This window comes from Bartonella sp. LJL80 (assembly GCF_054871565.1).
On the sequence record NZ_JBTXLM010000001.1, the window covers coordinates 734,885 to 758,246 of the forward strand.

Consider the following 23,362-nt stretch of genomic DNA (forward strand, 5'->3'; position numbering starts at 1 on the left):
TTTTTGATATTTTTTGTCTTTATAGCTGTAATGGAACGTCCTGCAAAGCGCTATAGCCAATCAACTTCTTTAGAATAGGGCGCATAGCTGATGAAAAAGACCTTTTTCCCGCTTTTGGTTATCCTGATGATGATGCCGCAGATTTCAGAGACGCTTTACAGTCCAGCGCTTATCGGTATCAGCCGAACGTTTCACATTTCAGCCGCGGTTGCTGGGCAAACCGTGTCGGTATATTTTTTTGGCTTTGCGGTTGGGGTTGTGTTTTTCGGCATTGCCTGTGATCGTTTCGGGCGACGCAAAACGATGCTTGCTGGGCTTACGGTTTATGTCTTAGGTGCGGTTGTTGCATTGCTCGCCAAAGATTTTTCTGTATTTCTATTGGCGCGCATTGTGTCTGCCTTTGGCGCAGCGGTTGCCTCGGTTGCAACGCAAACCATCATGCGCGATGTCTATAGGGGTGAAAAACTTGCTCGAGCCTTTGCGGTGATGGGTTTAGCCCTGTCTTTCAGCCCATTGCTCGGGCTTTATGCCGGTCATGCTTCATTTCAATGGGGCGGGGTCAATATGGTTTTCATCGTGCAGATAGGAATGGCTGCGACCCTGTTGACGGCGTGTTGTTTCATCTTGCAGGAGACCCGCACCAAAGCAAACCAATCACACGCCCTTTGGCCTGTTTTGCAGGTCATGCTGCGTGATTGGGCGATATGGCGTTCAGCTATTCTAATCGCGGCTTTCAATATTATGCTTTATGGATTTTATCTGCTGGCTCCTTTTTACTTTGCGCGATTGGCATTGGGCGATCATATCTATGGGGCTGTCGGGCTTTGTTTGGCGGCGGGCGGTATCATGGGCGCTTGGTTAAATCATGCAATGGTCAAGGCGTCCGTTGCACATGCTGTCCAACTCCTAGTTGCGATAGGTTTCGCTATGGTCAGTGCCGGGCTGTTTTCCGGTGGCACAAATGTTTGGCCGGTGCTTTTATCATGCTTTTTTCTAAGTTTTGCCTATGGCGTTGCCATACCGGCACTTCTAGCGGCAGCGTTGACATCCTATCGTCAACACTACGGCGTGGCTGCCGCAGTTTTGGGGCTTTTTTACTATATGGTGATTGCCTGTGGATTGGCCATTGCTGGTCGAGAGCAGCAGCTTGCAGGGACGGTTTTCATCTGTGCGTTCATCGCCCTTATTCTGACATTGCAGCTACGGAAAACCAAACTTACGGCACGAGATAGTGCTTGTCCCAATGATCACGCGGAATGAGTTTTCCGATTTTATAGTTGAAGGACGCAATGGTCATATGGTCGGCTTGCGCCGTACAATCATAGCTTAAATGGTACCATTGCCCTTTGGCACGAAAAGCGGCACCCTTCGCCTGAATGCGGTGTTCGGTTGTTTTCGGATCACCATACGCATAGGCCAGCACCTTATCGGGCGACCATTTCGTGTCTTTGTTCAGCCGTTCCATGGCTTCAATGTCACAACGCTGTTCAAGGCGTGTCTGAGGATCAAGCTCTTCCAGCTGGCGTTTTTCCACCGGGTTCATGGCATAGGCGCCGAAAGCTGTATAACCGTTTATCATGCAAAAGACCGCCAATAGAGCAGGCAGCCTGCGTGTTATTTTTTTAGAATCCATCATTTCAAGCATGGCGGCATAATAACGCGATCGGCCTTGAGTGCAAGAAAGGATGTTGATTTCTTTTTCGTTTCATGTGTTTTGTGAAGCACAAGGAGAAATAGCATGAAACCGATCTTCATCCAGTTGCAATGTGCCCCGGGCACCACCTATACTGTAGCCGATGTGCTTTATCAGCGCGAGATCGTTTCCGAACTCTATTCAACCAGCGGCGAATTCGAGTTGCTGGCGAAAATCTATATCGAAGAGGGCAAGGATATCGGTAAATTTATCAATGATAACGTGCTTGATATTCCCGGCATTACCCGTTCGTTGACAACACTGACGTTTACAGCTTTTTGAGGTTTGTTCGACAGCTAAAATGACATACGACCGGTTGCAAACCATCAATCGTTTATTGGCAAGCCTGTTGCTGGCCTTTGCGGTGTTTATGCAATCAATGGTGATGGCGAAAGCAGGCTTGCCAGCCATTACGCCGAAGCTGGATGCCTATGGCAGTGTTATTTGTGGTTCCGATACCGTTGGCGGCGGCGCAGAACACCAAAGCGCTCCAGCCTGTTGCTTGAGCGGATGTATATTGACGGCCGCTGGAACCCATTTCAATCCGCCGGATTTATTTTTAAGTTTGCATATGCGGTCAAGCGAAGCGCTGCCACTCATGCAAGCGGTTTCATCGCCCCATCTGGTTTATCGCCTAAGCCATGAAGCCCGTGCTCCGCCAAATCCCATGATGTTTTCACCGTTTTAACATTGCTGCCTATCGCCTGGTGGCATATCAGCAGTCCAAAATATGAAAAGACCGGCATGTTGACATGCCAAACATCATGGAGTTTCCAATGTCTTATATTATTCCTAAGCAAAGCACTGGTTTGAAATTGCTTTTTTCTACTTTCATTGCTGTCCTGTCGCTGGCATTTTCAGCAACATTTTCGAATCTATCCGCCCATGAATACAAGGTTGGTGACCTTGAAATCATCCACCCTTGGTCACGTGCCACGCCGAATGGCGCAAAGGTGGCAGGCGGCTATTTCAAGATCATCAATCACGGCAAAACACCAGATCGTCTAGTTTCCGTTTCCTCTGAACTTTCTGATAAGGCAGAGATCCATTCTATGGAAGTGACGGATGGCGTGATGAAGATGCGTCATCAGCCCGAAGGCATCGTCATTCCCGCCGGCGGTGAAATCGAGTTCAAGCCCGGTGGTTACCATGTCATGTTTATGGATATCACCAAGACCTTGAAAAAGGGCGACAAGGTTACTGGCAAGTTGAATTTTGAAAAGGCAGGCAGCGTAGATGTCAATTTTGCCGTCGATGCGATGGGTGTAAAAAGTCCCGGTGAAAACAGCAATAGCGGCGCTGAGCACCAGCACTAAAGCTTTTTCGCAATATCTCATGTTCAAAAATGACGATAGGCAGTGAATCAAATTGCCTATCTCTGCCGTGTCTGCCGGACAAGAAACATGCATTCGAGAGTGATGTTAAACGTGCAGACGCTCTCTATGTACGCTGCTGGCGATCCATAGCAAAACGGGATAGGTTGCAAAAATTGTTTGTTTAGGGCGCTTTTCGACCGATGCTATCCGGCTGGCGCGTCTCAAGCTTTTGATTTGTCGCGGTATCTTATCCGGTTGCTGATTCACGTCAATCGGGAACCGCTTTATTGCGGTGTCACACGGCGAAGCGTCAGGTTTATGCGCCCTGGCGTTTTAAGCAGTGTCGACGTATCCGGGTAGATACGGTCTACTCCGTGATAAGCCAGTCTGGTAGCGCCGCCAAACATGATCACATCGCCGCTATTCAAACGGATAGAATGGGTTTTGCCACCACGGGTCGTGGACCCCATACGAAAAAGGCAGGAATCACCGAGCGAGATCGATATGACAGGCGCTTCAAGGGCGTTTTCATCTTTGTCTTGATGCATGCCCATTCGCGCATCGGGGGCATAAAAATTGATAAGACAAGCTTCGGGCGGCGCAGAAAACCCCGAAAGTGTTTCCCAAAGATCAAGCAATTGCTCTGGAATATCGGGCCAAACCTGCTTTGTCACCGGATGGTGTGCTTGATAGCGATAACCGCGCTCTTTGTCTGTTACCCAGCCAAGTTTTCCGCAATTGGTTTGCCGCACGCTCATTGCCTTGCCTGTATTGGGCATGATTGGCACAAAAAGCGGCGCTTTAGCCGCCACCTGTCTTACCTCATGAAGAAGCGCCTCCTGTGCGGTCCGGTCGAAATAATCTGGAAAATAATCAAAGCCGTGAAGTTTCATCGGTTAAAAATAAAGCGGCGGGAGACCCGCCGCAAGAAGTTTCGATCAAAAACGCTTTTCACCAGGTGCAAAAAGCGTGTCAGAAACTTTAAGCCTGATCAAGTTCAGGAATACGCAAAAGCTGACCGGGGTAGATTTTATCGGGCGAGGTCAACATTGGTTTGTTGGCTTCAAAAATGACTTTGTTTTTATCGCCATGGCCTTTACCATAGACCTCTTCAGAAATTTTCCAAAGATTGTCACCTTTTTTGACCTCGTAAAAACGCGGTTCTTTGCCCGCACCTGCGTTGGCCACCTGAAGCTGGTCTGTATCGACAGATTCGATACCCAATGAGTTGCCAACTGCCAGAACAGCTTTTTCAAGCGTTTCCTGATCTTTGACTTCGCCGGTCAAAACGGCTTTACCATTTTCAACCTTGACGTCTACCTTGTCGGTGCCGAGATTGAAATTGTCGAGTGCAGATTTGATGTTCTGAGCCTTGGGCTCATGATCGCCGATTCCAAGCTTTTCACCGACAGATTTTACAAAGCTAAAAAGTCCCATTCCATTCTCCTTTCAGGAAATATCACCGTGCTGCCCTTAAAGCTTAACGGTTGCTATATGACAGGGACATTGTGTCCCTCGCTGTAAAGAAACATAGGGCGCAATCTGAACTTTCAATCCTCCGATATTTTTCCGCGCATTTTTTTTATGCCGGATCGGCTGGTTTTTGCTTTCAACCGTCGTTCGACCGAGCCTTTGGTGGGGCGCGTTTTCTTGCGTGGCGGCGGCGGCGGTTCTGCCGCCTTGGTGATCAGGGCCACAAGCCGGTCACGCGCATCTTGACGATTGCGCTCCTGTAATCGGAAGCGTGAAGCCTCGATGAGAATTTCCCCCTCTTTCGTGGCGCGCTGGCCTGCGAGTTTGATCAGACGATGATAGACATCGTGCGGCAAACTTGCCCGATAAGCAAGAAACCGCAATTGGACAGCGGTTGCAACCTTGTTAACATTTTGTCCGCCTGGGCCGCTGGCTCGAATGAAGCTTTCTTCCAGATCGCTTTCACGGATCCGGATTGTTGCGTTAATGAAGATGCTGCGGCTTGTTTCACTCATACTGTGATTATAACGAATACACGCCAATAAAAAAGCCCGACTGAAACAGCCGGGCTTTTTTTAGACGATCGTCTTATTTTCAAGCGTTTGGCGCTGCATTCTTTACGGCATCATCGACATGGGCGGCAAATTTCTCGAAGTTTTTGATAAACATGCCCGCAAGCTTTTTCGCCTGTGCGTCATAGGCTGCCTGATCTTTCCATGTGGAACGTGGATCGAGAATGCCGGTATCAACGCCGGGTACAGCCTTTGGCACCATGAAGCCGAAGTTTTCATCCTTACGGAATTCGACATTCTTAAGCGAACCGTCTAACGCCGCTGTCAGCAATGCACGGGTGGCCTTGATCGGCATACGGCTGCCAACGCCATAGGCGCCGCCGGTCCAACCGGTGTTGACCAACCAGCAATCGACCTTATGTTCAGCGATCAATTCACGCAGCAAATTGCCGTATTCCGAAGGGTGGCGCGGCATGAAAGGAGCACCAAAACAGGTTGAAAATGTTGCTTCCGGCTCGGTCACGCCTTTTTCGGTGCCGGCAACCTTGGCCGTGTAGCCTGACAGGAAGTGGTACATTGCCTGCGCCGGTGTCAATTTGGAAATGGGAGGCAGAACACCAAAAGCATCGGCTGTCAGCATGATAACATTTTTCGGCTGGTTGCCTTTACCGGTGGCGCTGGCATTGGGAATGAAATCGAGCGGATAGGCAGCGCGGGTATTTTCCGTCAACGAACCATCGTCAAAATCGGGTTGGCGGGCTGCATCAAGCACCACATTTTCAAGCACAGTGCCAAAACGCTGGGTTGTTGCATAGATTTCAGGCTCTGCTTCGGCTGAAAGGCGGATAGCTTTGGCATAACAGCCGCCTTCGAAATTGAATACGCCGTCCTTGCCCCAACCATGTTCATCATCGCCAATCAATGTACGGCTCGGATCGGCAGAAAGGGTTGTTTTGCCGGTGCCGGAAAGACCGAAAAAGATTGCCGTGTCACCCTTCGGCCCTTCATTGGCCGAACAATGCATCGGCATCACGCCCTTGGCAGGCAGGATATAGTTTAATGCCGTGAAGACCGACTTTTTCATTTCGCCAGCATAGGAGGTGCCGCCGATCAACACGATAAGGCGTGTCAGGTCGCAGGCAATAACCGTTTCAGAACGGCAGCCATGACGCTTGGGATCGGCACGGAACGACGGCAGATTGATAATCGTCATTTGCGGCAGATAACCGGCCAATGCCTTTTCCTCAGGCCGGATCAACAGATTGCGAATGAAGAGGGCGTGCCACGCATATTCCGACGCAACGCGGGCGCGAATGGAATTCGCACTGTCGGCACCGCCAACCAGATCCTCCACGAACATGTCGCGGCCTTTGGCGTGCTCGATGAAATCGGCGTAAAGCACATCGAAGTGCTCCTGACTCATCGGCTTATTGTTGTCCCACCAGACATGCGGTTCTGTCTCGGCCGTGCGCACGACATATTTGTCCTGTGCAGAACGGCCCGTGTGTTGTCCGGTATAGGCCACGAGAGCACCCTGTGCCGTCAGTTTTGCCTCGTCACGACGGATCGCTTCTTCATAGAGCAATGCCGGTGTCAGGTTGTAATAGACATTGCCGAGGTCTTTCAAACCTGAAGTTGTCAACGATGCTGCCGGGTTAAAGGTGCCAATCTCTTTCATAATATCTCCGCATATTGCTTATGAAACAAGGATTTTGCCCGTATGAAACGGACGGTCGTGACTTCACAAGCAGAAAATCCATGCAGTTTCAAATATTTAATCGATTTAAAGAAAATTTAATTTTTTTAAATTCTGTGGAAAGGGGCCAAAACCATACCGCGCTGCGTTTGATAAACGATGGCCAAGCGGTGTTATTTATTATGGAAACAGCGGGTTTTATTGCCTTTGCCACAATTTGTACCACATTTGTTTTGCAAAACACCGACGGTTCAACCATATAATGGCTGCACAAAGACAAAAGGCCGAGCGGCGGTTAGGCCGACAGAAAGGGCAAGAATATGAAAGATATTGCAACGACCACGCAGACGATTGCACTTGTCGATGACGATCGCAACATTCTGACATCGGTGTCGATTGCCCTCGAGTCGGAAGGCTATCGTGTCGAGACATATACAGATGGCGCCTCTGCGCTGGAAGGGCTGACAGCACGCGCGCCCAATCTTGCCATTTTCGACATCAAGATGCCGCGGATGGACGGTATGGAATTGCTGCGTCGTTTGCGTCAGAAGTCTGATCTGCCGGTGATTTTCCTCACCTCGAAAGATGACGAAATAGATGAGTTGTTCGGCTTGAAAATGGGTGCTGACGATTTCATCACCAAGCCGTTTTCCCAACGTCTTCTGGTCGAGCGTGTCAAGGCAGTGCTGCGGCGTGCCGCTGCCCGTGGAGAACCGGTCAAGGCGGGAGCGCAGACGTCATCTTCGCTCGAGCGTGGAAACCTTGTTATGGATCAGGAGCGCCACACATGTACGTGGAAAGGCGAGCCCGTCATCCTGACAGTAACCGAATTTTTGATCCTGCATGCATTGGCACAACGCCCCGGTGTGGTGAAAAGCCGTGATGCTCTTATGGATGCTGCCTACGATGATCAGGTCTATGTCGATGATCGTACCATTGACAGCCATATCAAGCGGCTGCGGAAAAAATTCAAGCAGGTCGATGATGATTTTGAAATGATCGAAACGCTTTATGGTGTTGGCTACCGCTTCCGCGAAGCTTAAATCCGCGTGGCATAGGTGCTGATAAATATATGGTGCCTATTGTCTGGCTATCCGCGTGATGGCCAGCATTGAAGAAGCAACAGAAGGAACCATGTGCCCCTGATGGTCACACAGGAAGCTCAAACCGAGGCAAATGCCAAGATGGATGCGAAAAAGCCGACGCGCAGGCCGACAACGGCAGCGCGTTTGCGCATGCGCGGGCATCGTCTGTTTGAGCAGCTTTTCTTTTCCAGCCTTACACGCCGCATTGTTATTCTTAACCTCGCAGCTTTGTGTGTTTTGGTTGCCGGTATCATGTATCTCAACCAGTTTCGCGATGGGTTGATCGATGCAAAAATTGAAGCCCTGCGCACACAGGGCAAGATTATTGCCGGTGCCATCGCGGCTTCTGCTACGGTGGATACCAATTCCATCTTGATTGATCCGGAAAAATTGATGGAATTGCAGGCGGGGCAAAGCATCACGCCCAAGCCGGAATCCACCGACAATTGGGACTTTCCCATCAATCCCGAGCGTGTGGCACCATTACTGCGCAATATCATTTCGCCGCTCACGACCCGCGCACGTATTTATGACCGCGATGCCAATTTGCTTCTTGATTCGCGCGTTCTCTATTCGAGCGGGCAGGTATTGAGTTACAATCTGCCGCCGATAGCAGAAGACCAGCCCGGTATTTTAGAGCGCTTGCGGTATTGGCTTTCCAATACGATTTACGGCAGCGATATTGTGCTTGATAAGGATCAGCCGGGTGGCAATGGTGCTGTTTATCCCGAAGTGATCAAAGCCATTAACGGGCTGTCGGCGACTGCGCAGCGTCGTAACAAACAGGGGGAACTTATCGTTTCCGTTGCTGTGCCGGTGCAGCGTTATCATGCTGTTGTCGGCGTTTTGCTGCTTTCGACCGTCGGGTCTGATATTGACGATATTGTGCGGGCTGAGCGGTTGGCCATTTTCAAGGTGTTTGCCGTTGTTGCTGCGGTGCTTTTGGTTTTGTCGCTGTTTTTGGCCTACACGATCGCCAATCCGTTGCGCAAACTTTCCGCTGCGGCCGATCGTGTACGCCATGGCAACAATAAACGCGTGGAAATACCGGATTTCTCGGAGCGGCAGGATGAAGTGGGACATTTGTCCACCTCGATCCGCGATATGACAGATGCACTTTATGCCCGCATCGAGGCGATTGAACGCTTTGCTGCCGATGTCAGTCACGAGTTGAAAAATCCTTTGACGTCACTGCGCAGTGCGGTGGAGACATTGCCATTGGCAAAAAATGATGAATCACGTGTGCGATTGTTCGAAATCATCCAGCACGATGTGCGCCGTCTCGACCGGTTGATTACCGACATTTCCGATGCTTCCCGTCTGGACGCGGAACTGGCCCGTGAAACGGCTGCGACTGTTGATATGACAGCCCTCTTGGAAAGCATTGTGCGTGCTGCACGTGAGGTGCGGCGAAACAAAGTCACGGCCAATATCGAGTTGGATATTGCACCGCGCACCGGCGGTAAATCCTATCGCGTTGCCGGACATGATCTGCGCTTGGGGCAGGTCATATCCAATTTGATCGAAAATGCCCGTTCCTTCATTCCGGTCGATGGCGGAGAGATCCGTATTGCGATGAAAGCGGACGGCAGCAAGCTGGTCCTAACGGTCGAAGATAACGGCCCAGGCATACGCGCTGAAAAAATCGATCGTATTTTTGAGCGCTTCTATACCGATCGCCCCGGTGCGGAATCTTTCGGTCAGAACTCCGGTCTTGGGCTATCTATCAGTCGGCAGATTATCGAAGCGCATAACGGAACGCTGAACGCCGAAAATATCTATGCCGCAAAGGACCCTCAAACCAAGCGCGGCGCGCGTTTTACCATTGTTCTGCCGCTTGAAAAATAACGGGGCACTGAAATGCAGCAAGTTCTTGAAACGATCCACGCCAATTGCCTTCGCTTAGGCGACAAGGGTGTGTTGTTAACGGGGCCATCGGGTACAGGCAAGTCCGCACTCACGCTGTCCTTGATCGAGCGTGCAGGTTGGTCGGGCAGGCAGGCTTGCCTTATCAGCGATGACTATACCGCGTTGCGTGCAGAAAATAACAAGGTGATTGCGGCTTGTCCGCCTGCTTTGGTCGGCGGTTTGGAAATCCGCGGTGCCGGTCTTTTCCAGATACAGCATCAAAACCAGATTGCATTGGATATGGTGGTTGCTCTGGGTGATGACTATGAGCGCTTTCCCTCGGGTGAGCAAATCACCTTATGCGGCATCGAGCTGCCATTGTTTAAGCTCCCGGGATTGAATAACGCCGATAGCGCAGCCATTTGTCAGGCCATCGAGGCGTTCTGTTTTAGGACCCGCTGGCAAAATTCCGCCTGAATTGTGACAGTTGCAGAGAGCGCACGCTTTTTTTTATGAAACATGAAAGATTTTTCTTGGCACTGGCAACAAGCCCTGTCACAATGGAGAACCCGCTGCCGACTGCCATGGTTCAAGACGGTCGGGTCGTTGATGACAGGAGCTTTTTTGAATGATCGGACTCGTGCTTGTGACGCACGGCAGATTGGCCGAAGAATTTCTTCATGCTGTAGAGCATGTTGTAGGACCCCAAGAAAAATTTGCCACTGTGTGCATCGGCCCGGACGATGACATGGATCAACGTCGCGACGATATATTGGCGGCGGTAGCTTCGGCTGATGAGGGGCATGGCGTTATCATTCTCACCGATATGTTTGGTGGAACGCCTTCCAATATGGCCATTTCAGTGATGAAGGAAGGACGTATCGAAGTGATCGCGGGTGTTAATCTGCCGATGTTGATCAAGCTGACATCGGTGCGTCAGTGTAATGATATTTCCATGGTTGACGCATTGAAAGCCGCACAAGATGCCGGCCGCAAATATATCAATGTACCAAGTATGATCTTGTCGGATGAATAAATGAGCGAACTTGCTGAACAGTTGGTGGGTGGCATGTTAAGCCGTCGATTGGGTATTTGTAACAAACGCGGGCTGCATGCGCGCGCTTCGGCTAAATTCGTCCAGACCGTCGATGCTTTTGATGCGGTGGTCGAGGTGGAAAAAGACGGCCAGACAGTCGGTGGCACATCGATTATGGGCTTGATGATGTTGGCAGCCTCGCCGGGCTGCTGCGTGGTGGTACGGGCAAGCGGCCCGCAGGCAAGTGATGTTCTGGATGCTCTGGAAACCTTGGTCAATGATAAATTCGGCGAAGAATGCTAGGGTCAGCCTTTATCAAGCTGCAATCTGCTTCATCGAAAAACTCAAACGAATATACCATCCGCTTTTCGCTTTCCTTGGCGCGGCTCGCGATTGATGTGAATGATCAATCGGATAAGATAGCGCGATAAATCAAAAGCTTCAGACGCGCCGGCCGGATAGCATCAGGTCGAAAAGCGCTCTAGCGCTTCAATATGACAGTCCAAACAACTTTGGGTGAGATGACAATCCAGCGATAGACGGTTGAATGCAATTTGCTATCATGGTGGCCCCATCACCTTTTTGGAGAAAGCCCATGGCCACGTCGCTCAATTCAGCAATGAAACAATTGGAACCAGCAATTGACGCTCTGGTGGCACCGCTGACAGCATTATATAAAGACCTTCACCAACATCCCGAACTATCCATGCAGGAATTTCGGACTGCCGGTATTGCAGCCGAACATCTTAACAAACTCGGCTTTGAAGTTTCTGAAAAGATCGGTGTGACCGGAGTTGTCGGTATACTGAAAAACGGCAAAGGCAAAACCGTGATGTTGCGGGCCGATATGGATGCGTTGCCGATGGCCGAGAAAACCGGTCTGGATTATGCCAGTACAAAAACGGCGACCAATGATGACGGGGAAACCGTTCCGGTATCACATATGTGCGGTCATGATATGCATGTCAGCTGGATGATTGGGGCGGCTGAGATATTCGCTGCCCATAAAGATCTTTGGCAAGGAACGTTAATGATAGTCTTTCAGCCGAGTGAGGAGGTTGGTAAAGGGGCGCTAGCCATGCTGGATGACATGGATGCGTCTTTTCCCAAACCCGATATTATCTTGGGCCAACATGTCATGGTCGGTAAGGCTGGCACGGTGAGTTATCGCGCCGGAGCGGTCTTGACTGCCGGTGATAGTATGCATGTCAAGTTTACAGGCCGCGGGGCGCATGGCTCGATGCCGCAAAACTCTATCGATCCGGTGATGATGGCCGCCTATACCGCGGTGCGTCTGCAGACGATTGTTTCGCGTGAGACGGCACCGCTGGACAGCGCGGTCTTGACGATCGGTAGCATACAGGCTGGCACCAAAGAAAATATCATACCTGATGAAGCGGTCATCAAGCTGAATATGCGCAGCTATAAAGATAATGTACGCGATAAGATGATGGCATCGGTCAAGCGGATTTGTTGTTGCGAATGTCAGGCTTCTGGCAGCAATGTGGAACCGCAATTTACTGTTATCAGCAGCTATCCGGTGACGGAAAATGATGTGGCGGCAACGCAAAAGATCCAACATAGTTTCGAATCATTTTTTGGTGCGAACGCTTATGAGGCTGAACCGGCTACCGCCAGTGAGGACTTCAGCCAGTTTGGGCGCAAGTGGAAAGTGCCTTATGTTTTCTGGTTTGTCGGTGGCACCAATGAGGATGTCTGGAACAAAGCGGTGGAACAGAATGCCGTTGAATCCATACCGGCCAACCATTCATCGCTATTTCAGTTGCAGCTTGATCCCACGGTAAAAACCGGTTTGGAAGCAATGGTGGTTGCGGGACTGAGCTGGTTGACGGGAGATGCCACGGCTTAAAACCGTCAGTTTTAGGGCGGCAAACAACGCCATGACAAGTTTGCCGCTGTAACATGAAGTGTTTTATGATGTATTTGCCTTCCACAAAAACCTCTGTATTTCAGGCGTTTGGTGTGCAATCTCCACCGCCTAACTGTGATTGGCGAGAAAGCCGTCTTAACTGCTGGTCGTTTGGCTTGCTTTTCTAGCTTGCGGCATGAAGACAACAGCAGGAACGCAAACAAAGGTTGCAGTCTTTGCAATGCGCTGTTTGCAATAAGCCGAACTTCTGTTTATTGACGTTATGCCTTTGGCCTATCTGTTTCATTGTGTGTTTGGATAAAAATATGCTGCTTCACTGGATTGATGTCATTGGTACGTTTGTTTTTGCGCTGAGCGGTACAAGTGCGGGCATTCGTCGCGGGTTCGATATTTTCGGTGTATTCGTGGTGGCGACGGTGACTGCCTGTGGGGGCGGTATTATCCGCGATGTCTGTATCGGTGCCACACCGCCTGCCGGCCTTATCAACGCGGAATATTTCATTGCCATTATCGTTGCCATCATTATCGGTATTTATTGCCAAGGGCTGATTATCAGAATGGAAAAGCCCACACTGTGGCTTGATGCTTTAGGGCTTGGTTTTTTTGCGGCTTTTGGCGCCGACAAAGCGTATCAGATCACCGGCAATATCCAGATTGCGGTTATTCTTGGTTGTGTCAGCGCGGTTGGCGGTGGTTGTGTGCGTGATGTGCTGACGGGTCGGTCACCGGTCATTTTCAGTAAGGAAATCTACGCCAGTGCTGCCATAGTAGGGTCGGCAATTGCGCTTTTGGGTTCAACCCGTTTGATCAGTCCCACTTATAGTATCTGGATCGCCATCGGCGTTTGCACGGCCATTCGCATTATCTCCATGCATTATCAGATCAATCTGCCACCGGTCACGTTGAAAACACCCAACAGACCAAAGTAGCGGTCATGCCGCAATCGTGACAGGGCAACTTGATTGACAGCACCCGACAAGCGGTTCATCCTCTCAGGCAATTTGTATGGAAGGATTGAAACGATGGAAACGATACGTTCAAAACGAATTGTTCTGGCATCCCGTCCTAAAGGCCAGCCGGTAGAAGAAAATTTTGCATTTGAAGAGGTAACCTTGCCCCGGTTACAACAAGGGCAGGTGCTGTTGAAAATATTGTTTCTGTCACTCGACCCCTATATGCGCGGTCGTATGGATGACGGCCCCTCCTATGCCAAGCCGGTTGCTGTTGGTGACGTTATGGAAGGGGGAACGGTTGCTGAGGTTATTGGCTCTCGTCATGCTGACTATGCAGTCGGCGACAAGGTCCTGTCCTATAGCGGCTGGCAAAGCCATAGCATTGCCGAAGGTGAAAGCCTGGTCAAGCTTAACCATTGGAAAGCACCGCTGACAACGGCTTTGGGTGTTTTGGGCATGCCCGGTTTTACGGCTTATGCCGGTTTGCGTAATATAGGCAAGCCGAAGGCGGGTGAAACGGTGGTTGTGGCTGCGGCAACCGGGCCGGTCGGTTCCATGGTAGGGCAGCTTGCCAAGATTGCCGGTGCCAAAACCGTGGGCATCGCCGGCGGTATGGAAAAATGTGCCTTCGGACGTGATATCCTTGGGTTTGATGTCATGATCGATCATAAAAATCATGCATTTTCGGAGCATCTGGCTAAAGCCTGTCCCGAAGGTATCGATGTCTATTTCGAAAATGTCGGCGGCGCGGTTTGGAATGCCGTCTTTCCCCTATTGAACGACTTTGCACGTATACCGGTTTGCGGTTTGATCGCGCAATATAATGGTTTGGAAGCATCCCGACAGGCGATTGATAGGTTGCCGGAACTCATGAGCCATATTTTGCGCAAAAGTTTGACACTGCGTGGGTTTATCCAGCGCGAATATATCGCCCAACGAGAAGAGTTTATTGCCGAAGCGCAAGACTGGCTGGCTCAGGGGCGCATCCATTATCGTGAGGATATTGTGGACGGGCTGGACAAAGCGCCGGAGGCTTTCTTTGGTTTGTTAAAGGGTAAAAATTTCGGCAAGCTGATCATACGTTTATAACGTAAACTCTGTCGCTTTTGCTTGTAGGCCTGTTTCATATCATCGAGAAGCCGCCTGCTTAGCGTTTCGCGGCTTTAGTTGTGAAAGCTTCAGTAAAAGCCGACAGGAAAATAGCGCAGATATAATTCCGTTAGCTTGCCTTTGCGCTCGAGTTGCTTAAGGGCATAATCAAGCGCATAGACAAGTTGCGGATTGTTCTTTGCCACGGCAATGCGCATGCCGCTTTGCAGAAATTGCGGGGCGAGATAAGCCTTGCCGACGAAATGACAGCAATGTTCCGATTGTTTGTCGTTCAACCAGAGTGAAAAGCCCATACCATCGCCAAAGGCGAGGTCGATTGATTTGGCTTTCAACGCAGCCCGCAACGCGTCCTCATTATCGAATGGTTGCCATTTGAGCTTTGGAAAATAGGCGGCAAACAGCTTTTCATGGGCGCTGCCGCGTACAATGCCGATTTTCATTTTCCGTAATTTTTCAGTGATCGGTTCCTGAAGATCGATATTGTTTGCTGCAACAAAGCGCGCTGGAAAGCGCAAATAGCTTTGGGTGAATGAAAGGTTTTTTGCGGTATCGGGTGTTTCCCTCAAACCGGCAATGATGGCTTCACCGCCCTGCGCTTGTAGGTGCGGAACAAGCTCATCCCACGGCAGAGCCTCCACCTGACAGATCTGTTCAAGCTTCAATTCGCTGCAAATTGCCCGTAAAAGGTCGATATTATAGCCCGAAAGCCGGCCTGTCTGATCGATAAAGTTAAAAGGCGGAAAGTCCACAGTGGTGAGAAAACGCAGCCGCGTAAGTGTCGTCACATCGGGACGGTCCAATCGTTCCTGACTGTCGAAAAAATGCGGCAGACCAGGATTATTCGCCGATTGGGCAGAAGCGCCGGATAGTACGCCAAGGCCGATTAACGCCGCGATAAATAGTCGATAGAGAATGGCAAAAGAATGCATCTTCATGATCAACATATGTTGCTTTCCTCGAAACGCGTGCAACATATATCAGCTCCTTAATCTATCGCCTTTGTCAAACCTGATACGGCGTGTCTTTTTCCATATAGACCACATCGCAAAACTGTCGCTGTAGCGGATTGCATGGCAGCCACGCAATCGCCTCGTCACGGGTTCAGTCATTGCGCAATTTCACCATCACTTCAACTGGTTTGACTGAGAAATTCCGGCCCTATTCCGATAATCTTTTCGTCTTCCGGTCCAATCGCTTTGATATCGCGGTCGGCATAGGGAATGGAGAGCAAAATTCTTCGGATGACCGCCAGCCTTGCACGCCTTTTGTCATTTGACTTAACGATTGTCCACGGAGCCATTGCCGAGTGGGTGCGTTCAATCATACGTTCTGACGCTTTGGTGTAGGCGTCCCACATAGCCATGCCCGCCTCGTCCATCTTCGAATATTTCCAATGTTTCAACGGGCTGTGGCGGCGGTCATGAAAGCGTTTGAGCTGCATTTCCTGCCCGATATCAAGCCAGATTTTGAAAAACCGGATGCCGTCGGACACAAGCAGCCGCTCGAATGTCGGTGCTTCAGCAAGAAAATTTTCTACCTGGGCAGGGCTGGCAAAACCCATCACCGATTCAACCCCGGCGCGATTATACCAAGAGCGGTCAAAGGTGACAATTTCACCATGGGTAGGAAAATGACGGGCATAGCGTTGGAAATACCATTGCCCGTCTTCGGTTTCATCGGGTTTGGGCAGTGCAACATTGCGTGCCGAGCGCGGATTCATATATTGGCGCAGCGTAAAGATGGTGCCGCCTTTACCCGCGGCATCTCGGCCTTCAAACAGCGCGATGACCCGCTCGCCGGTTTGTTGCAGCCATGTCTGCAGTTTCACCAGCTCTATCTGCAAGGCTATCAATGTTTCTTCATACTCTTTACGTGGCATGCGTTTGTCATAAGGGTAGCCGCCAGATGCGAGAGCATTCTTTTCTATCCAATCGGGGATTTTGGGTTGATTGATGTCGAAAACGCGCTTCTTGCCGCCGATTGTCAGCTTTATGCCCGCACCGTCTTTATCCACCGTCGTTTTCTTCGGTTTTGTCGCCACGATCGTCCCCTTTATCGGCCAGATGCTATCGCTATAGATTGTTTCATCAATTTCGCAATACAATCCATCTATTTTGCCGTGTCATATAGTTGTAAAAAAACTGTAATAATTATCATACTGGCTTTATGCTGCATGCAACCAATCAAGCGCGATTATAGGGCCTCGTGTAAAAAAGAAAATCGGCATTTCTGCTGCAAGGACATAAAAATGGAAAACAAGCGCTTATTATGGTGTGTGGCAGGCGGATTGATTGTGCTTTGTGCTATCGCGCTCCTTCCTGCAATGGTTGCGGCACCGCTTTCATTGCTGGTATTCGGTATGGCATTTTGGTGGCAGAGACCGGTCGATCCTGAGGGAGCAACCGGACAGCTCAACCAGCCCGTCGCCCCCTCCAGTGAGCATAACAGCATGCTTGACGTACACGCACTTGCCGATGCGCTTCCCGACGGCTTGTTTTTTCTCGATGGCAATAGCGACATTGTGTTTTTGAACAAAATGGCCGGTGAAATTTTCTCCGGCGTCAATGCTGGACAAAATTTTATCACGCGGTTTCGCGCGCCCGAACTTGTCAATGCGGCGCGCAGATGCCTGCAAATGCGCCAGACGGTCAAGGTGGATTATCTTGACAAGAAAAACAACGAACGTTTCTTCATCGTTCTGTTTGTGCCATTGGACGGCAACCATACTTTATGCATCTTTCGTGATCGGACTGAAACCCGCATGTTGGAGCGTATGCGGTCGGATTTTATTGCCAATGCCAGCCATGAGTTGCGCACGCCTTTAACGTCATTGCGTGGCTTTATCGAAACAATCCGTGGTCCGGCCAAGGATGATGCGGCGGCGCGCGACAAGTTTCTGTCTATCATGCAAGAGCAGGCTGAACGGATGTCGCGTCTGATTGACGATCTTCTTTCTCTTTCCAGATTAGAGATGAAAAGCGGTCTTGATGGTGCAGAGCCGGTCGATATCCGTGGTGTACTAACGCATGTCGTCGAGACACTCTCGCCGCTTTCACAACAATTGGGTGTTCAACTGACATTGGATCTGCCAAAGCTGCCGGTACAGGTTTTCGGGCGCCGTGATGATCTTATCCAGCTTTTCCAAAACCTGATTGAAAACGCCTGTAAATACGGTCAAACCGGTGGCAAAGTTGAAATTGGGGCCAATGTCGATGCCGCACAAGTGGCTGTCATGGTGCGTGATTTCGGCCCCGGTATTGCTGAGGAGCATATTCCGCGCCTGACGGAAAGGTTTTATCGGGTCAATGCGGAGGCAAGCCGCTCGCATAAAGGCACCGGTCTTGGGCTGGCCATTGTCAAACACATCCTTACACATCATAGCGGCAGGCTGACGATTCAATCCAAACCGGGAAAAGGCGCTCGTTTTACCGTTGCGCTTCCAATTATAAACGCGTAAGAGCGCGAGAATTGAAAGTCGGGAGGGTTTATCAATGCGTCATGTCGCCATTCATGTATCACTAGCTATTACGGTTTCTCTGTCTCTGGTAGGTTGTAGTTCAAAGCAACAGCTTTCGCCAGAAATGCAAATCAAGCAAGCGCAATTATCCAAACTGCAATTTACCTATATGCTATCGGAATGCACCGTGGCAGACCAAATCAATCAAAATCGTCGGACAACAAAACCCGCAGAAGTCACTATACCGCAAGATGATTGCAACTATTTCCGCTCCAAAGGGAAGGCCGAAGGTTACATGCCAATGTCGTCCAAGATTCCTTCATTGAGCATTAATGGCATACCGCTGCCATTCCACGAGATGAAACTTTTGCAAGAAGGCATGCAGACCCGGGCAAATAGTCAAAGAGCATCGAATGCGCAGGTGCCTGCAGCGATTAGCGCAAAAGGCGATGGCGCAACAACCGTTTATAGAAATTTGGTCTATCGCGGTTTTCGTGAGGATGAAGTGAACAAAATTATAAACAGTTCGGGGTTCCAACAGGCGGTCGCCAATTATAACGCTGTGCAAGCCTATCGTTTCGATTAGGTCTTCCGGATTTTCTGCATATAGCATCTGTCGGGAGCAGCAATGTCCCGACAGTATTCTCCTGGTCGATCTTGGCATGGCGCGTCTTTTAGACGCGTGACCCTTACGAATCGCAAAAGCATTGGCGTGTTTGATAGCTTAAGGGATTTTGATTGATCTGTTCAAACAGCAAAACAGGCCGGGCAGTTTTTTTTGATGCACCAAAATGGTGACATCCAGCATATAAACGATAGACGCAATATGGGCTGAACATGAAAGGGTGAATTAATGGCTTTGGATAGCGTAACGTGCCGACTATACCGCGAAAGCGACCGGGATGGTGTTGCGCGTTTAGTCATAGCACTTCAGCAATTCCATAAAATCCCGTTGCAGAGCTACGATACGATATGCGCGGACTTACAAAATATGCCGGTTTCTTTCGAGCTATGGGTGGCAGTCGATCTCGATGACAATATATGCGGTTTTGCATTGCTTTGTCTTTTTCCCGGTCCGGGCGTTTCATGCGGCCTTTATTTGAAAGAACTATTCGTTGCCGAGGAAAAACGCAATCAGGGTATCGGCAGACGCCTTATCCAGACAGTCGCTTCTTCGGCGATCAAGCGCGGCTTCTCGCGTATCGACTGGGTGACTGGCAGGGGAAATGCTGCTGCACGCAAACTCTATGATGATTTGGGTGCTGTCGCCGATCCGGAGAAGTTGTATTATCGCCTTCAAGGCCAACCACTGGCAGACAAGGGTACATGTAGCGAACCGCAATAACCGAGTTGTCTTTCCGGTGCAGTATTACCAGAAAGAGTTGCATGATTTTTTCGTCCGGAAAATACCATAAAATAACGAGTGGGAATGAATCCGTGACTCTATCCAAAACGGATTCACTCTAACCGGCGACAATCAGGCCGAATCCCATAGCTCAATAGTCGACTTGTGTCAGATATAGGCCGGAAGGCGGAGCCACGACACCACAACGTTTACGGTCTTTGGCTTCCAACGCCGCTTGCAGGTCGTCTGCTGTCCAACGTCCAACACCCACTTCCATCAAGCTTCCCGCAAAGGAGCGGATTTGATTGTGCAAAAAGGAACGGGCGCTGGCATAAAAGTCGATTTCATCACCGCGACGAACCACATCCAGCCGGTCAATGCTGCGCACTGGACTTTTTGCCTGACACTGCGTTGCGCGAAAGGTTGTGAAATCGTGTTGACCCAGCAGGCGCTGCGCTGCTTCATGCATGGCTTGCGCATCAAGCGGTTTTGGCACCCACCATACGCGATTGGCAAGAATGGCAGCCGGTGCGCGACGATTGAGAATGATGAAGCGATAATGGCGTTTGCGGGCAGAAAAACGGGCATCGAAATCATCAGCAACGTTTTCTACCTTCAAGATGGAAACGGTTTCCCGATTTTGCACCAGATGGGCATTAAGGGCATCGCGCACCACATCGCTACGCCAGTCTTTCGCCAAATCGACATGCGCCACCTGACCTGTTGCGTGAACGCCTGCATCGGTACGTCCCGCCGTCGTAATGCTCAATTCTTCACCACAAAAGCAAAAAATCGCCTGTTCGATGGCAGCTTGCACGGTATGATGGCCGTCCTGCCGCTGCCAGCCTGAGTAATTCGTGCCGTCATACTCAATCGTCAGTTTGAAACGGGCCATGTCAATAAACCGCGGAAACGTGGAAACCGCGTACAAATGTGTCACAATCCAGTGCTTTACCGCCAGATTTCTGCAAACGCGTTATGGAAACACAATTATCTCCGCAGTGGACGGTGAGCGTTTGCGGATCAATATGACCAATGCCGAGGGATTTGCCCTCAACGAATTTTGCGCCAAGAATTTTTACGCGCTCGCGCTTGCCACCAATGTCCATTTCGCACCAACTGCCCGGAAACGGCGAAAGCCCGCAAATCTGTTTTTGTATAAAAGCAGCCGGTTTCGACCAATCGATACGGGCTTCATCCTTGCTGATTTTGGCAGCATAGGTCACACCATGTTCCGATTGCGGTGTGAAGGACAAGGTGCCACGTTCAAGTTGCGCCATCGCATCCACCATCAGATCCGCACCCAAGCGGGAAAGCGCATCATGGAGTTCACCAGCCGTCATTTCCGCCGTGATGGGAATAGATTTTGAAAGGGCAACCGGCCCCGTATCCAGCCCCTCGTCCATCTTCATAACCATCATGCCTGTCTTATTGTCGCCCGCCATGATCGCCCGCTGTATCGGGGCAGCACCACGCCACCTTGGCAAAAGCGAAGCATGGCCATTAAAGCAACCATGTTTTGGCGCATCCAGAATGGCTTTTGGCAATAAAAGCCCATAGGCCACAACGATAGCCGCATCCAGTTCAAGGGCGGTAAAACTGTGTTGCTCGTCCTCATTTTTCAGGCTTTTGGGTGTGTGAACAGGAATATTCAGTTGCTGGGCGGCGAGTTGCACCGGCGAAGGGGTCAATTCCAGTCCGCGCCGTCCCGCAGGGCGGGGCGGTTGACTGTAGACGGCCACAATGTCATGGCCGGCACCTTTAAGAGCATGCAGGATAGGCACTGAAAAATCCGGCGTTCCCATGAAGGCAAGCCGCAACGCCATTAGAGCACCGTCCCGCTTTTGGCTTTTTCTTTCGCCAGTTTTTTGAATTTGCGTATCACCATATCGCGTTTCAACTTCGATATATGGTCGATAAACAATACGCCGTTGAGATGGTCGATCTCATGCTGCAAACAGGTTGCCAGCAAATCATCGGCCTCGCATTCCGCCTTCGTGCCATCGCGATCCAGAAAGCTGACACGGACGCGTTTCGGCCGTTCCACTTCGGCATAATATTCGGGAATGGACAGGCATCCTTCCTCATAGACATTGCGCTCATCTGATGACCAGACGATTTCGGGGTTGATAAAGACTTGTGGTGCCTTCGGCTCGTCTTTTCCAGCAACATCAATCACCAGCAAGCGCACCGGCTTACCGATCTGGATTGCGGCCAACCCGACGCCGGGCGCGTCATACATGGTTTCCAGCATATCATCGGCAAGTTTCCTGATTGCACCATCAATACGCTCGACAGGTTTTGAAACCTCGCGCAAAATGGGATCGGGTAATATCACTAAAGGTTTTATCGACATAAATCTGAGTTAATCAATCACTGCTTATCCGTCAATGTCGAATTGCATCTTTGTTCTTGTTTTGATCGCTTTGTTGCAGGAAAACCTTTAAGCTTTCGCCATGATTGATTCGTCTTCGCAACCTTTATTCACCATTGCCGGATGGCCCGTTGATCTCATGGGGCTATTGATGGCGGTCCTTGTGTTCTTCGTCATCATCATGGTGTTGGCAATTTTCAGCGGCAACCGGCGCCGGTCGATGTTGGAAATCCAGACCGCAGAACGGGCGCGGGATGCGGAGATGCATATGAATGCCTTGCTGAAAACCCAAGCCGAAATGCAAGGCCGTATGCAGACAATGGCCGAAATTTTCGGGCGTCGTCAGGCCGAGCTTAACCAGTCGATCCGCGAACAGCTTACCGGGATGACAAGTAATCTCGGTCAGACAATCAACGCGCAAACCAAATCCACCCACGAAAATCTGGCGCGCTTGCAGGAAAGGCTGGCGGTTATCGATACCGCCCAAAACAACATTCAATCCTTGGCAGGGCAGGTGGTGCAGCTGCAAGCTATCTTAAGCAATAAGCAAACACGCGGCGCATTCGGACAAGGCCGCATGGAGGCGATTATTGCCGATGGCTTGCCGCAAAATGCTTATGCATTTCAAGCAACGCTTTCCAACGGCAATCGGCCGGATTGCGTGGTATTTATGCCCAATAAAGCACCCTCGCTGGTTATTGATGCAAAATTTCCGCTTGAAGCATGGAATGCCATGCGTGAAGCGGCTTCCCCCGAAATACGTCAAGCAGCGGAGCGGCAATTTCGCAGCGATATCGACATCCATATCAAAGATATTTCCCAAAAATATCTGATAGCGGGTGAGACACAGGACACCGCTTTTATGTTTGTGCCTTCGGAATCCATTTTTGCGACAATCCATGAAGATTTCGAAGCTGTTGTGCAAAAGGCCAACCGCGCCCGTGTCATTATTGTTTCACCTTCGCTTCTGATGTTGTCGATACAGGTGGTGCAAGCCATCATGAAAGATGCGCGTATGCGCGAACAGGCTCATCTCATCCAATCAGAAGTTGGCAAACTGATGGAAGATGTCGGCCGTCTCGACGACCGTGTCCGCAAACTGCAAACCCATTTCCAGCAAACTGGCAAGGATATTGACGATATTCTTGTCTCGACCGGAAAGGTCAAGCGACGCGGCGAACGTATTGAGGGACTTGATTTAAAAGCGCCAGAAGCAGCCGTGGCCGCCTCGGAAGAAAATGCGCCGCGCTTGCGTCTTGTTGATGAGGACTGAAATCCTGGCCGAGAGTGTGTCGACATCGGCCTGACCCAAGAATATTTTCAACAAACGTTGATAGACTTGTGTGTCAGGAAAACACGCCAAAACAAAGAGATAGAGTTAATTCATGACTCTATAAAAACAGATTCACTCTTCAGCCTTCAGCCTTTTCCGAAAAGTGTGAAGCGCATCCGTGGGGAAAACGATTCAAAGGATCGTTTTCTCAATCCCACTCCTATCGGACAAAAAATGCGGAAAATCCAAAAACTTAGAGCACGTATTTGGTTCATCAAATACCGAACGTGCTCTAAGGCG

27 protein-coding genes are annotated in these 23,362 nt (G+C 50.3%); 17 read left to right on the plus strand and 10 right to left on the minus strand.

Annotation, left to right across the window (positions count from 1 at the left end; translation table 11 throughout):
- The first annotated feature begins 90 nt into the window (after window positions 1-90).
- Window positions 91-1,260 carry an MFS transporter gene (locus ACYSNS_RS03270; RefSeq protein ID WP_461721683.1) on the plus strand — a complete coding sequence of 390 codons (1,170 nt, stop codon included), beginning with the start codon at window positions 91-93 and terminating at the stop codon, window positions 1,258-1,260.
- Here ACYSNS_RS03270 and ACYSNS_RS03275 read toward each other — a convergent pair.
- Entirely contained in the window at window positions 1,217-1,579 is a 363-nt protein-coding gene (locus ACYSNS_RS03275; protein WP_461721684.1) for a DUF930 domain-containing protein, read from the minus strand. The two genes, ACYSNS_RS03270 and ACYSNS_RS03275, sit on opposite strands and share 44 nt — an antisense overlap.
- A 159-nt stretch (window positions 1,580-1,738) precedes the next feature.
- Between ACYSNS_RS03275 and ACYSNS_RS03280 the strand changes: the two genes are divergently transcribed.
- The 3 genes from ACYSNS_RS03280 (at window position 1,739) to ACYSNS_RS03290 (ending at window position 3,009) form a co-directional block, all read left to right on the plus strand.
- Complete coding sequence (locus ACYSNS_RS03280) at window positions 1,739-1,975, plus strand: Lrp/AsnC ligand binding domain-containing protein (RefSeq protein ID WP_461721685.1); 237 nt, start codon at window positions 1,739-1,741, stop codon at window positions 1,973-1,975.
- A gap of 19 nt (window positions 1,976-1,994) precedes the next feature.
- Complete coding sequence (locus ACYSNS_RS03285; RefSeq protein ID WP_461721686.1) at window positions 1,995-2,381, plus strand: hypothetical protein; 387 nt, start codon at window positions 1,995-1,997, stop codon at window positions 2,379-2,381.
- An 88-nt stretch (window positions 2,382-2,469) separates the two neighbouring features.
- Entirely contained in the window at window positions 2,470-3,009 is a 540-nt protein-coding gene (locus tag ACYSNS_RS03290) for a copper chaperone PCu(A)C (RefSeq protein ID WP_461721687.1), read from the plus strand.
- Window positions 3,010-3,293: 284 nt separating this feature from the next.
- Here ACYSNS_RS03290 and ACYSNS_RS03295 read toward each other — a convergent pair whose 3' ends face one another.
- The 4 genes from ACYSNS_RS03295 to ACYSNS_RS03310 all read right to left on the minus strand — a co-directional run bounded on the left by ACYSNS_RS03295 (window position 3,294) and on the right by ACYSNS_RS03310 (window position 6,672).
- Window positions 3,294-3,902 (minus strand): alpha-ketoglutarate-dependent dioxygenase AlkB, encoded by a 609-nt coding sequence (locus ACYSNS_RS03295; RefSeq protein ID WP_461721688.1) that lies wholly within the window; start codon window positions 3,900-3,902, stop codon window positions 3,294-3,296.
- An 88-nt stretch (window positions 3,903-3,990) separates the two neighbouring features.
- A complete protein-coding gene (gene lysM / locus ACYSNS_RS03300) occupies window positions 3,991-4,446 on the minus strand; it encodes a peptidoglycan-binding protein LysM (protein ID WP_461721689.1) in 456 nt (151 codons plus the stop codon).
- 113 nt (window positions 4,447-4,559) lie between these two features.
- Window positions 4,560-4,997 (minus strand): alternative ribosome rescue aminoacyl-tRNA hydrolase ArfB, encoded by a 438-nt coding sequence (gene arfB, locus ACYSNS_RS03305; protein WP_461721690.1) that lies wholly within the window; start codon window positions 4,995-4,997, stop codon window positions 4,560-4,562.
- Window positions 4,998-5,076: 79 nt separating this feature from the next.
- The gene (locus ACYSNS_RS03310) at window positions 5,077-6,672 is read right to left on the minus strand and encodes a phosphoenolpyruvate carboxykinase (RefSeq protein ID WP_461721691.1); all 1,596 of its coding nucleotides are present in this window, start codon (window positions 6,670-6,672) and stop codon (window positions 5,077-5,079) included.
- A gap of 20 nt (window positions 6,673-6,692) precedes the next feature.
- Here ACYSNS_RS03310 and ACYSNS_RS03315 point away from each other — a divergent pair, with 20 nt between their 5' ends.
- The 9 genes from ACYSNS_RS03315 to ACYSNS_RS03355 all read left to right on the plus strand — a co-directional run bounded on the left by ACYSNS_RS03315 (window position 6,693) and on the right by ACYSNS_RS03355 (window position 14,592).
- Window positions 6,693-6,953: a hypothetical protein gene (locus ACYSNS_RS03315; RefSeq protein WP_461721692.1), complete on the plus strand. Its 261-nt coding sequence runs from the start codon at window positions 6,693-6,695 to the stop codon at window positions 6,951-6,953.
- 57 nt (window positions 6,954-7,010) lie between these two features.
- Window positions 7,011-7,733, plus strand: coding sequence for a response regulator transcription factor (locus ACYSNS_RS03320; protein ID WP_461721693.1), 723 nt, complete (start codon window positions 7,011-7,013; stop codon window positions 7,731-7,733).
- A 141-nt stretch (window positions 7,734-7,874) separates the two neighbouring features.
- Entirely contained in the window at window positions 7,875-9,623 is a 1,749-nt protein-coding gene (locus ACYSNS_RS03325; RefSeq protein WP_461721899.1) for a stimulus-sensing domain-containing protein, read from the plus strand.
- 12 nt (window positions 9,624-9,635) lie between these two features.
- Complete coding sequence (locus ACYSNS_RS03330) at window positions 9,636-10,100, plus strand: HPr kinase/phosphorylase (protein ID WP_461721694.1); 465 nt, start codon at window positions 9,636-9,638, stop codon at window positions 10,098-10,100.
- A 151-nt stretch (window positions 10,101-10,251) separates the two neighbouring features.
- Complete coding sequence (locus ACYSNS_RS03335) at window positions 10,252-10,659, plus strand: PTS sugar transporter subunit IIA (RefSeq protein ID WP_461721695.1); 408 nt, start codon at window positions 10,252-10,254, stop codon at window positions 10,657-10,659.
- Entirely contained in the window at window positions 10,660-10,962 is a 303-nt protein-coding gene (locus tag ACYSNS_RS03340) for an HPr family phosphocarrier protein (RefSeq protein WP_461721696.1), read from the plus strand.
- A 292-nt stretch (window positions 10,963-11,254) separates the two neighbouring features.
- Window positions 11,255-12,529: an amidohydrolase gene (locus ACYSNS_RS03345; RefSeq protein ID WP_461721697.1), complete on the plus strand. Its 1,275-nt coding sequence runs from the start codon at window positions 11,255-11,257 to the stop codon at window positions 12,527-12,529.
- Window positions 12,530-12,855: 326 nt separating this feature from the next.
- Window positions 12,856-13,479 (plus strand): trimeric intracellular cation channel family protein, encoded by a 624-nt coding sequence (locus ACYSNS_RS03350; protein ID WP_461721698.1) that lies wholly within the window; start codon window positions 12,856-12,858, stop codon window positions 13,477-13,479.
- A gap of 93 nt (window positions 13,480-13,572) precedes the next feature.
- Window positions 13,573-14,592 (plus strand): NADP-dependent oxidoreductase, encoded by a 1,020-nt coding sequence (locus ACYSNS_RS03355; RefSeq protein ID WP_461721699.1) that lies wholly within the window; start codon window positions 13,573-13,575, stop codon window positions 14,590-14,592.
- Between the two features lie 89 nt (window positions 14,593-14,681).
- On the opposite strand, the gene ACYSNS_RS03360 is transcribed toward ACYSNS_RS03355, so the two are convergent.
- Together ACYSNS_RS03360 and ppk2 are read right to left on the minus strand one after the other, a co-directional pair.
- On the minus strand, window positions 14,682-15,548 hold the full coding sequence (locus ACYSNS_RS03360; RefSeq protein ID WP_461721900.1) for a transporter substrate-binding domain-containing protein: 867 nt from the start codon (window positions 15,546-15,548) through the stop codon (window positions 14,682-14,684).
- Window positions 15,549-15,742: 194 nt separating this feature from the next.
- Window positions 15,743-16,654, minus strand: coding sequence for a polyphosphate kinase 2 (gene ppk2, locus ACYSNS_RS03365; protein ID WP_461721700.1), 912 nt, complete (start codon window positions 16,652-16,654; stop codon window positions 15,743-15,745).
- A 207-nt stretch (window positions 16,655-16,861) separates the two neighbouring features.
- Between ppk2 and phoR the strand changes: the two genes are divergently transcribed.
- From phoR to ACYSNS_RS03380, 3 genes are all read left to right on the plus strand, one after another.
- Complete coding sequence (phoR, locus tag ACYSNS_RS03370; RefSeq protein ID WP_461721701.1) at window positions 16,862-18,070, plus strand: phosphate regulon sensor histidine kinase PhoR; 1,209 nt, start codon at window positions 16,862-16,864, stop codon at window positions 18,068-18,070.
- A gap of 34 nt (window positions 18,071-18,104) precedes the next feature.
- A complete protein-coding gene (locus ACYSNS_RS03375) occupies window positions 18,105-18,656 on the plus strand; it encodes a hypothetical protein (RefSeq protein ID WP_461721702.1) in 552 nt (183 codons plus the stop codon).
- Between the two features lie 267 nt (window positions 18,657-18,923).
- Window positions 18,924-19,415, plus strand: coding sequence for a GNAT family N-acetyltransferase (locus tag ACYSNS_RS03380; RefSeq protein ID WP_461721703.1), 492 nt, complete (start codon window positions 18,924-18,926; stop codon window positions 19,413-19,415).
- A 151-nt stretch (window positions 19,416-19,566) separates the two neighbouring features.
- Here ACYSNS_RS03380 and truA read toward each other — a convergent pair whose 3' ends face one another.
- The 3 genes from truA to def are packed head-to-tail and all read right to left on the minus strand — an operon-like array spanning window position 19,567 to window position 21,771.
- Window positions 19,567-20,310, minus strand: a complete 744-nt coding sequence (gene truA, locus ACYSNS_RS03385; RefSeq protein ID WP_461721704.1) for a tRNA pseudouridine(38-40) synthase TruA — start codon at window positions 20,308-20,310, stop codon at window positions 19,567-19,569.
- A 1-nt stretch (window position 20,311) separates the two neighbouring features.
- Entirely contained in the window at window positions 20,312-21,241 is a 930-nt protein-coding gene (fmt, locus tag ACYSNS_RS03390; RefSeq protein ID WP_461721705.1) for a methionyl-tRNA formyltransferase, read from the minus strand.
- Window positions 21,241-21,771: a peptide deformylase gene (gene def / locus ACYSNS_RS03395; RefSeq protein WP_461721706.1), complete on the minus strand. Its 531-nt coding sequence runs from the start codon at window positions 21,769-21,771 to the stop codon at window positions 21,241-21,243. The genes fmt and def overlap by 1 nt, the downstream gene beginning before the upstream one ends.
- Window positions 21,772-21,871: 100 nt before the next feature.
- Here def and ACYSNS_RS03400 point away from each other — a divergent pair, with 100 nt between their 5' ends.
- Entirely contained in the window at window positions 21,872-23,062 is a 1,191-nt protein-coding gene (locus ACYSNS_RS03400) for a DNA recombination protein RmuC (RefSeq protein ID WP_461721707.1), read from the plus strand.
- Window positions 23,063-23,362: the final 300 nt, after the last annotated feature.